Annotated in this window: 8 protein-coding genes; 5 read left to right on the forward strand and 3 right to left on the reverse strand. The window is 68.6% G+C overall.

Annotated elements, in window-relative coordinates; all coding sequences use genetic code 11:
• From grpE to A5771_RS16440, 3 genes are all read left to right on the forward strand, one after another.
• The coding region (gene grpE / locus A5771_RS16430; protein WP_082947279.1) for a nucleotide exchange factor GrpE at positions 1–217 on the forward strand (217 nt) is incomplete at its 5' end.
• Between the two features lie 22 nt (positions 218–239).
• On the forward strand, positions 240–1436 hold the full coding sequence (gene dnaJ / locus A5771_RS16435) for a molecular chaperone DnaJ (protein WP_064856259.1): 1197 nt from the start codon (positions 240–242) through the stop codon (positions 1434–1436).
• Complete coding sequence (locus A5771_RS16440) at positions 1433–1807, forward strand: heat shock protein transcriptional repressor HspR (protein WP_064856264.1); 375 nt, start codon at positions 1433–1435, stop codon at positions 1805–1807. Before dnaJ ends, A5771_RS16440 begins: the two co-directional genes overlap by 4 nt.
• A 105-nt stretch (positions 1808–1912) precedes the next feature.
• Here A5771_RS16440 and A5771_RS16445 read toward each other — a convergent pair whose 3' ends face one another.
• The 3 genes from A5771_RS16445 to A5771_RS16455 are packed head-to-tail and all read right to left on the reverse strand — an operon-like array spanning position 1913 to position 4700.
• Positions 1913–2815: an aldose 1-epimerase gene (locus tag A5771_RS16445; protein WP_064856260.1), complete on the reverse strand. Its 903-nt coding sequence runs from the start codon at positions 2813–2815 to the stop codon at positions 1913–1915.
• A 2-nt stretch (positions 2816–2817) separates the two neighbouring features.
• Positions 2818–3993, reverse strand: coding sequence for an FAD-binding oxidoreductase (locus A5771_RS16450; RefSeq protein ID WP_064856261.1), 1176 nt, complete (start codon positions 3991–3993; stop codon positions 2818–2820).
• A gap of 35 nt (positions 3994–4028) precedes the next feature.
• Complete coding sequence (locus tag A5771_RS16455) at positions 4029–4700, reverse strand: GAP family protein (RefSeq protein WP_064856262.1); 672 nt, start codon at positions 4698–4700, stop codon at positions 4029–4031.
• 101 nt (positions 4701–4801) lie between these two features.
• Between A5771_RS16455 and A5771_RS16460 the strand changes: the two genes are divergently transcribed.
• Together A5771_RS16460 and clpB are read left to right on the forward strand one after the other, a co-directional pair.
• Positions 4802–5227: a hypothetical protein gene (locus tag A5771_RS16460; protein WP_234783083.1), complete on the forward strand. Its 426-nt coding sequence runs from the start codon at positions 4802–4804 to the stop codon at positions 5225–5227.
• 155 nt (positions 5228–5382) lie between these two features.
• On the forward strand, positions 5383–7929 hold the full coding sequence (clpB, locus tag A5771_RS16465) for an ATP-dependent chaperone ClpB (RefSeq protein ID WP_064856263.1): 2547 nt from the start codon (positions 5383–5385) through the stop codon (positions 7927–7929).
• The last annotated feature ends 120 nt before the right edge of the window (positions 7930–8049 follow it).

The following is an 8049-nucleotide window of genomic DNA, read 5'->3' on the forward strand; positions in this document are numbered from 1 at the left end:
GTTCGGTGCCGAAGGCGAAGAATTCGACCCGATCTTGCACGAGGCCGTGCAGCATGAAGGTGATGGAACCCATTCGGTGATCGGCACCGTCATGCGGCAGGGCTACAAACTCGGTGAGCAGGTGCTGCGCCACGCGATGGTCGGCGTGGTGGACACCGTCCCGGACGACGAGACCGACGACGCCGTCGTCGACGGTGACACTGCTGACGAGAATTGATCAGGTAAGGAGGTGACGCATCATGGCTCAGCGTGAATGGGTCGAAAAGGACTTCTACAAGGAGTTGGGCGTCTCCTCCGACGCCAGCGAGAAAGAGATCAAGAGCGCCTACCGCAAGCTGGCCTCCGAACTGCATCCGGACAAGAACCCGAACAACCCGGCTGCCGCGGAGCGTTTCAAGGCGGTGTCCGAGGCCTACAGCGTGTTGTCCGATGAGGCCAAGCGCAAGGAATACGACGAGACCCGCCGGCTGTTTGCCGGTGGCGGTTTCGGGCGGCGCTTCAACGGCGGCGGCGGTTTCGGCGGCGGCAACTTCGATCGGTTCTCCACCGGCGGCGACGGCAGCGAGTTCAACCTCAACGACCTGTTCGGTGCGGCCGGGCAGACCGGCGGTGCGAACATCGGTGACCTTTTCGGAGGCCTGTTCGGCCGCGGCGCGCAGCAGCGGCCCAGCCGGCCCCGGCGCGGAAATGACCTCGAGACCGACTCCGAGCTGAGTTTCCTGGAGGCCACCAAGGGCGTGGAGATGCCCTTGCGGCTGACCAGCGCCGCGCCGTGCACCAACTGCCATGGCAGTGGCGCCAGGCCGGGCACCAGCCCGAAAGTCTGCGTCGCCTGCAACGGATCCGGGGTGATCAGCAGCAACCAGGGCGCCTTCGGGTTCTCCGAGCCGTGCACCGACTGCCGTGGCAGCGGTTCGATCATCGAGCATCCGTGCTCGGAGTGCCGGGGAACCGGGCGGGCGGCCCGCACACGCACCATCAACGTGCGGATTCCGCCGGGAGTCGAAGACGGTCAACGGATTCGGCTGGCCGGCCAAGGCGAGGCGGGATTGCGGGGGGCGCCGTCGGGCGACCTGTATGTGACGGTCCGGGTGCGTCCGGACAAGGTCTTCGGCCGTGACGGCGACGACCTGACCGTCACCATCCCGGTCAGTTTCTCCGAACTCGCTTTGGGCACAACGCTTTCGGTACCGACGCTGGAGGGCAAGGTCGGTGTGCGAGTGCCCAAGGGAACCGCCGACGGGCGGATCCTGCGGGTGCGCGGACGCGGGGTACCCAAGCGCGGCGGCGGCAACGGCGACCTGCTGGTCAAAGTGAAGGTCGCGGTGCCGCCGAACCTGGAGGGTCAAGCGCAGGAGGCACTCGAGGCGTATGCGGCAGCGGAGCGGGCCGCCGGGTTCGACCCGCGCGCCGGATGGGCGGGCAACCGGTCATGAGTAAATCGTCGGAGAGTTCGCGCACCTTCCTGATCTCGGTGGCCGCCGAGCTGGCCGGTATGCACGCGCAGACGTTGCGAACCTATGACCGGATCGGTCTGGTCAGCCCGCGCCGCAGCTCCGGCGGCGGACGGCGCTACTCCGAGCGGGACGTCGACATGCTGCGCGAGGTTCAGCGGCTTTCCCACGACGAGGGCGTCAACCTCGCCGGCATCAAGCGGATCATCGAGCTGACCAACCAGGTCGAGGCGCTGCAGTCGCGGGTCAAGGAGATGTCGGCCGAGCTGGAGATGTTGCGCTCCAACCAGCGTCGCGAGATCGCGGTGGTGCCCAAGAGCACCGCCGTGGTGGTCTGGCGGCCGCGTAAGTAATAGCTTTCTTCCTGCGCGAGCAGACATGAAAGCCCCTTATTTGGGTGCCAGATGGGGGTTTTCGCTGGGGGCACCTCCCGCTTGCGGGGGACTGCTCGCTGGACTTCAGCGGACCCGGATGGAGAACTGGGCCACGCCGGGTTCGCCCGGGCGGGCCATCCGGTAGCCCCCGCGGCGCAATGCGTCGGTGGGTGCGGCCATCGGTTCGAAGCAGATGACCTCCTCGGTGGCCGGGGCGAAAATCTGCGCCGCCGGATACCCGTGGTCGAAGTGCACCTCGACGCGTCGCCCACCGCCGCTGACCGCGAACGCCGCTCCGGCCGGCACTTCGTCGAAACCATCGTCAAACACCTGCTCGCCCAAGACCTCCGATGTCTTCGGCAATTCCGACGTCTCACCGGTGGGGATGCCGTGGGCGTCGACGAGCCGAGCGCGCATCGGCGGCGTCTCGATGCGCCATTGATCTCTCGGGACTCCGGGCAGCTGCAGATAGGGGTGGAAACCGAAGCACAGCGGCACTCCCGCGCCGGTGGTGGCGGTGACCGTGGTGCGCACCGTCAGCGTGCGGTTGCTAAGTGTGACCTCAAGGCTCAGCAGGTGCGGGAACGGGAAGGACGCCAACAACTCCGGCCGTGAGCCGAAGTCGAGTTCAGCGGTCACCGTCGATGCCGACTGCTCGGTCATCCGCCAACCGGGGTCCCCGGCCAGGGTGCCGTGGATCGGGGCGCCGTGCTCGTCGGTGTGTACCCCGCCGGTTCCGGGTGTCAGTGTGACCTCGGTATCGCCGACGCGGTAGTCCTTGCCGCTCAACCGATTCGCCCACGGATACAGCAGTGGGATGCCCATGGTCTTGTGGTCGGAGACGTAGGCCTGCAGGCCTTTGCGCTGACCGAGCAACTCCACACCGCCGTCGGACAGCGAGGTGCCGATCATGCCGGCGCTCGGGACGAACGTCGCCGTCAGATCCGACGACGGATCAACCAATGTGCAGGGTTCGAATTCGCTCATGCTCACTCCGACAGTGGGTCGTGTTGAATACATTGCGCAGGAGCACCTTTAGTGATCAGAGCGGCCGCGGTGGCACGGGTCATCTCGGGCCCGCCGCAGACCAGGATCTGCCGGTCGCTCCAGTTGCCATAGCGCGTGACCACATCCGGCAGCTGCCCGGTTTGCCGCACGTGCAGGCCCCGCGGCGGCGTTACGTCGGGGTAGTCGGCGGCCCAGCTCGGGTCGCGGGCGTACTCCGACACCGGGGTCACCGACAGCCACGGGTTGTGCGCCGCAATCTGCCACAGGGTGGGCAGGTCGTAGAGCTCGCAGGGGTATCGGCCCCCGAAGAACAGGTGCACGCGCGGGTTCACTCCCCACCGGGTCAGGTCCATGATGATCGCCCGCAGCGGCGCCAGGCCGGTGCTGCCGGCCACCATCAGCACGTCACCGGCGTCGCGGTCGACGTGCAGGCCGCCGTGCGGACTGGACAGGCGCCAGCGGTCGCCGGGCCGGGTTTCGTTGACGATCGCGGTGCTGACCAGCCCGCCCGGCACCCCGCGGACGTGGAACTCGATGGCGCCGGTCTCGTCGGCGGGCATGGCAGGCGAGAGGTAACGCCACGAGCGCGGGCACTGCGGCACCTCGACTTTGACGTACTGGCCCGGGTAGTAGGGCAGCGGGTGGTCGAGCTGGATCCGGACGACGGCCAGGTCCCGCGAGACCCGCAGGTGCTCGACGACGCTGCCGTCCCACCAGGCCGGGCCCTCTTCGGCGTCGGCGGCGCCGCCCATCACCCCGATGATCAGATTCAGCGACTCGCGGGCGGCGTCCTCGACCGCGGGGGTCCAGTCCTCGGCCAGCTCGTCGCGAAGGGCGGTGTAGAGCACGCGTCCCATGGTGTCGTAATGGTGTTGCGTCACACCGTATTTACGGTGATCTCGGCCGAGCTGTGCGATGAACGAGATCGGCTCCTGCGCGCGCTGTGCCACCAGCTCGCCGTACACCCAGCTCAAAGCCTGGGTGAACGCCGTGCGGATACCGGAAAGGTCGGCCGGGAACAGATCGCGGGCCGACGGGTCGGTGCCGAACCAGCGGGAGAACAAGCGGGCCACAAAGCCGTCGGTGCTGTCGTTGGCGTCCGGGGCGGCGAACGCGCCGCGCAGCACCTGCAGTGCGTCACGGTCGTCTAGGCCCACGGCCGCGATTTTATGCTGGCCGGCGGCGATACCGGCTACAGCGCGTGAATCCCGTTGTAGGTCACCATGGCACCGATGAGGACGAGGATGACGGCGAGCAGCGCGGCGTGCTGTTGTTCCATCCAGTCCTTGAGCCGCTCCAGCGCCGGATCGAGGCGGTGGCTGGCCGCAAGGTAGCCCAGGATCGGGAAGACCACCGTGGATGCGGCGATGGCGACGAAGAACGCGGCCGCCTGCCAGGCGCCCGCGCCGGCTAGCCCGGCGCTGCCGATGGCCAGCCCCGCCGCCGCGCCCATGAACAGGACCTCGGGCCGGACCACCGCCAGTACTGCGGCCATCAGGCCGGCGCGCAGCGGGGTCATCGCGGTGAATGAGCGCATCCAGCCGGGCATCTCGCCGTGTCCGTGTCGGGCGGTCCAGCGGTAGATGCCGAATGCGATCAGCGCCACCCCGACCACAATCCGCAGCCACGCGGCCCACGCCGGCGGTGTGGTACGCAAGCCGCCCAGCAGTCCGGATGCGGCCACGAAGGCCGCGGTGAGTGCGGCCAGACCCGTCAGCCAGCCGAGGAGAAATGCCAGCCCGGTCTCCCGCGGGCGCGAGGTGTGCAGCACCAGCACCGCCGGGATGACGGTGATCGGGGAGAGCGCCACCACCAGTGCGAGCGGAATCAACGCGGTCCACACCGAACCCAAGCCGGACGTCATGGCAGCACGGTAGCCGACCGGCCGGGCGCGATACCTCACCACTGACCTTGCTAGATACCCGTACGGGGTATAGGTTCGGCGGCGTGCGCAAGGCGGATAGGTTGGGGCGTCGGTTTGGCGTCACCGGAGTGATCGCGGCGTTGGTCTGCACGCTGGGCTGCTGTCTGCCGGCGATCCTGGTGGCACTCGGCGTCGGAGCGTCGGCTGCGGCTGGGATGGGACACGCCGCGCACGGCGCCAGGGAGGCCGGGGGCTGGTTGCCGGAAATGCTCGACGTGCTGCATCGGATCAGTCCGGTTCTGCTGCTCGTGTCGATCGTGCTCGTCGCCGCAGCGCTCGGTATGCGGCGTCGCGCGGCGGCGCTGCCGGCACTGGCGGCCGGCGTCGTGCTCTACCTCAGCGTGCACGGCCAGACCGAACCGGTCATCATGTACGCCGGGATGGCGCTCGGCTACGGGGTGTGGCTCGGCCTCTACCTCTGGACGCGGCCGGGGAGCAGCGGCGACTCGCGTGACTGTGCCGTTTGATACGCCTGCGACGGCGTGTTGGGTATGAAACCGCACGATCGGCCGAAGAAAGATAGGGTTGAGCGGAACAGACTCAACCTTGACGGCGTTGAACAAGCCGACAAGCATTTTTATCGGGCCCCCTCAGGCCCCCTCTGACCCCGAATGGAGTTGTCGTGGACTCGTTCAACCCGACCACCAAGACGCAGGCGGCTTTGACCGCGGCATTGCAGGCGGCCACCGCCGCCGGCAACCCCGAAATCCGGCCCGCACACCTGCTGCAGGCCTTACTGACTCAGAACGACGGGATCGCCGCGCCACTGCTGGAGGCGGTCGGTGTGGTCCCGGCGACGATCCGCGCTGAGAACCAGCACCTGCTGGACCGGCTGCCGCAGGCCAGTGGCGCCAGCGCGCAACCGCAGCTGTCCCGCGAGTCGCTGGCGGCGATCACGGTCGCTCAGCAGCTGGCCACCGAGATGGACGACGAGTACGTCTCCACCGAGCATCTGATGGTCGGGTTGGCCACCGGCGACTCCGATGTCGCCAAGCTGCTCACCGGCCACGGCGCTTCGCCGCAGACGCTGCGGGAAGCCTTCGTCAAGGTGCGCGGCAGCGCCCGGGTCACCAACCCCGACCCGGAGGCCAGCTACCAGGCGCTGGAGAAGTACTCCACCGACCTGACCGCCCGCGCCCGCGAGGGCAAGCTCGACCCGGTGATCGGGCGTGACACCGAGATCCGCCGGGTGGTGCAAGTGCTGAGCCGGCGCACCAAGAACAACCCGGTGCTCATCGGTGAGCCCGGCGTCGGCAAGACCGCGATCGTGGAGGGCCTGGCCCAGCGCATCGTCGCCGGCGACGTCCCGGAAAGCCTGCGCGACAAGACCGTCGTCTCGCTGGATTTGGGCTCGATGGTGGCCGGCGCCAAATACCGCGGTGAGTTCGAGGAGCGCCTCAAGGCCGTCCTCGACGAGATCAAGAACGCCGCCGGGCAGATCATCACCTTCATCGACGAGATGCACACCATCGTCGGCGCCGGTGCCACCGGCGAAGGTGCGATGGACGCCGGCAACATGATCAAGCCGATGCTGGCCCGCGGCGAGCTGCGGCTGGTCGGCGCGACCACGCTGGAGGAGTACCGCAAGTACATCGAGAAGGACGCCGCGCTAGAACGCCGCTTCCAACAGGTTTACGTCGGCGAGCCGTCGGCCGAGGACACCATCGGCATCCTGCGCGGCCTCAAGGAGCGCTACGAGGTACACCACGGGGTGCGGATCACCGACTCCGCGCTGGTCGCCGCGGCCACGCTATCCGACCGCTACATCACCGCGCGGTTCCTGCCGGATAAGGCCATCGACCTAGTGGACGAGGCCGCCAGCCGGCTGCGGATGGAGATCGACTCCCGGCCCGTCGAGATCGACGAGGTCGAACGGCTGGTGCGCCGGCTGGAGATCGAAGAGATGGCGCTGAGCAAAGAAGAAGACGCGGCGTCGAAGGATCGCCTGGAAAAGCTGCGCGCCGAGTTGGCCGACCACAAGGAGAAGCTGGCGGAGCTGACCACCCGGTGGCACAACGAGAAGAACGCCATCGACATCGTGCGTGAACTCAAGGAGCAGCTGGAAACGCTGCGCGGTGAGTCCGACCGGGCCGAACGCGACGGCGACCTGGCCAAGGCCGCCGAGCTGCGCTACGGGCGCATCCCCGAGGTGGAGAAGAAGCTCGAGGCGGCATTGCCGAACGCGCAGGCTCAACAAGACCTGATGCTCAAGGAAGAGGTCGGGCCCGACGACATCGCCGACGTGGTGAGCGCCTGGACCGGCATTCCGGCCGGGCGGCTCTTGGAGGGCGAGACAGCCAAGCTGCTGCGGATGGAAGACGAGCTCGCCAAGCGCGTCGTCGGGCAGCGCAAGCCGGTGCAGGCGGTCTCCGACGCGGTGCGGCGCAGCCGGGCCGGGGTCGCCGACCCCAACCGGCCGACCGGATCGTTCCTGTTCCTCGGCCCCACCGGCGTGGGCAAGACCGAACTGGCCAAGGCGCTGGCGGACTTCCTGTTCGACGACGAACGGGCGATGGTGCGCATCGACATGAGCGAGTACGGCGAGAAGCACTCGGTGGCGCGGCTGGTCGGGGCGCCCCCCGGCTACATCGGCTACGACCAGGGCGGTCAGCTGACCGAGGCGGTGCGCCGCCGGCCCTACACGGTGGTGCTGTTCGACGAGGTGGAGAAGGCGCACCCGGATGTGTTCGACGTGTTGCTGCAGGTGCTCGACGAGGGCCGGCTCACCGACGGCCAGGGCCGCACCGTCGACTTCCGAAACACCATCCTGATCCTGACCTCCAACCTGGGGTCGGGGGGCACCGACGAGCAGGTGATGGCCGCGGTGCGGGCCGCGTTCAAGCCCGAGTTCATCAACCGGCTCGACGACGTGCTGATCTTCGAGGGCCTCAACCCCGAGGAGCTGGTACAGATCGTCGACATCCAGCTACAGCAGCTGGCCAAGCGGCTGGCGCAGCGCCGGCTGCAACTGGAGGTCTCCCTGGAGGCCAAGAAGTGGCTGGCGCACCGCGGGTTCGACCCGGTCTACGGGGCGCGTCCGCTGCGCCGGCTGATCCAGCAGGCCATCGGAGACCAGCTGGCCAAGTTGCTGCTGGCCGGGGAGGTGCACGACGGCGACGTCGTGCCGGTCAATGTCGGCGTGGATGGCGAGTCGCTGATCCTGGGCTGACGTTCCCCCCGACAGTGAAGAGGGGGCCCCCCCCCCCCCCCCGGGGGGGCGGGGGGCGCCCCCCCCCCCCCCCCCCCCCCCCCCCCCCCCCCCCCCCCCCCCCCCCCCCCCCCCCACGAC

The sequence above is a fragment of the Mycolicibacter sinensis genome (genome assembly GCF_001667375.1).
GTDB lineage: Bacteria > Actinomycetota > Actinomycetes > Mycobacteriales > Mycobacteriaceae > Mycobacterium > Mycobacterium sinense_A.

Coding starts and splice junctions, on each gene's coding strand:
- A5771_RS16440 (WP_064856264.1), top strand. CDS start 1,433: ATGAGTAAATCGTCGGAGAGTTCGCGCACCTTCCTGATCTCGGTGGCC.
- A5771_RS16445 (WP_064856260.1), bottom strand. CDS start 2,815: ATGAGCGAATTCGAACCCTGCACATTGGTTGATCCGTCGTCGGATCTG.
- dnaJ (WP_064856259.1), top strand. CDS start 240: ATGGCTCAGCGTGAATGGGTCGAAAAGGACTTCTACAAGGAGTTGGGC.
- A5771_RS16455 (WP_064856262.1), bottom strand. CDS start 4,700: ATGACGTCCGGCTTGGGTTCGGTGTGGACCGCGTTGATTCCGCTCGCA.